The organism is Candidatus Symbiopectobacterium sp. NZEC135, assembly GCF_025962695.1.
The window spans coordinates 1-1,652 of sequence record NZ_JAGFPF010000372.1 but is presented as its reverse complement, the minus strand read 5'-3'; the positions used below and the strand labels follow the sequence as shown (position 1 = coordinate 1,652).

Annotated in this window: 1 protein-coding gene; it reads right to left on the bottom strand. The window is 37.3% G+C overall.

Going from position 1 to position 1,652, the window contains the following annotated elements; genetic code table 11:
• Positions 1 to 159 precede the first annotated feature (159 nt).
• Positions 160 to 1,578 (bottom strand): hypothetical protein, encoded by a 1,419-nt coding sequence (locus tag J5224_RS26980; RefSeq protein ID WP_264628231.1) that lies wholly within the window; start codon positions 1,576 to 1,578, stop codon positions 160 to 162.
• Positions 1,579 to 1,652: the final 74 nt, after the last annotated feature.

The following is a 1,652-nucleotide window of genomic DNA, read 5'->3' as shown; positions in this document are numbered from 1 at the left end:
GTAATATCAACAAAGTAATAAAAGCGTTGGGCAAAACCTATCGCGGTCTGGCTCCCTACGCTATCTTCCGTTAATCGCTCGCGATTAGCACAAATTTCCGCCACTGCCGAAAACGTAGTGTGCGACTGAAAAGCGGGTATCTTCTGATATCCGCTTTTTTTATTTGCGGTGCTTTAATATCCGTTGCCGACTCACTTCAACAGGCGGTTCAGCATTTACCTCTCCAGAAGCAATGGCAATATTATCGCTCGTGGTCACGAAAGCAACAGAGGGTTGCCCGTCGGCAATAAAGATACCTTGGTTAAACGTTAATAGACTTTTGTCGTTCATTGCCAAATCGAACTTAATTACCCTTTCTTTATTATACTTAAGTTCTCGCTTTATTATCCTGGGATTATCCTGAATAGTCACATCCAGAATACCCCCGTGCAATTTTAGATAGTTTTGTACGTTCTCTATCCGTTCATCCCTGCCAAGCGCCCTTGGTAAACTGCTTGGTGATAATGGTTTTATATTTCTATTATAAATTTTCACAAGCCCATTATAAGTGTCTTTATTCACTGCCTTTGAATAATAATAAGCTTCAGAATACTTCAAATGCCATGAAAAAAACGTTCCGCTATTTTTATTATGCTGATACATATCTGCCTGAAATTGCCATACATTTTTACCATCTGAACATTTAATCAACTCTCTCCATTGCATATCAGGCGGTTCATGAAATGAAGAGGACCCTTTTTTATACCTCAACCTAAATGTGACATAGATACTAGAACCCACAAAATCACCGATATCATAGGAACTCGACCTAACATGTGTTTTTAATAGATCCCAATGAGGGTCCAATTGCATAATATTATCATTACTAATCCCTACCTCTGAATTCAACTGTTTATCCCTTAGATACTCTTCGGCAGTTAATGATATTTTTTTATTATAAGCGTCAACATGAGACAATGAATACTCATGTTGTTTATATATTAAATGCAACTCGTCACCTTTATTATTTTTAATATAAGGTTTTGATTCAAAATCAAGTACCCTTATCAAATCCCCATTTTGTTTTAAGTAAGCATGCCCCTGGCAATCAAATTTTAGCCCATGACTTCCTGGCATAGAGAGTTTATGTATATCTACTGTTTTATCATACATCGCAGGAGTAATGGCACTTTTTAACTGCTCTGACATTGATGAAGAGGTTGAGGGTTCAAAACGCCATCGTCCGCCGGTATACTCAACGGAATAAGAAACGTGTGTTTTTTTCAAGTCATAGATCTCACAATCCAGATGATGTTTATAAATAGGTTTCGCCCTTATTGGCACTAACCTATTATCTATAGATATCGTATTATAAAAATTGCGATACAATTTATTATCAGAATAAACACGATATATATTACCATAATGTTCAAAATGAACTTGCTTGACCAGAGGCGATGTTACAGGAAGCCCAATATCAAATCGCTTAATGATCTCTTCCTCAGCATGACTAAAGCGATACTCGTTAAACGGAACAATCCGCGGTGTATCCCGAGAAGCATTTTCAACGTAATAATAATTACCTTCACTATCATACACACGTTACATCGCTTTACCGCAAATTTTCCCAAACGTTATGCCTCGTTTAATTATTGGGTCGCAGTTGGTAAAGA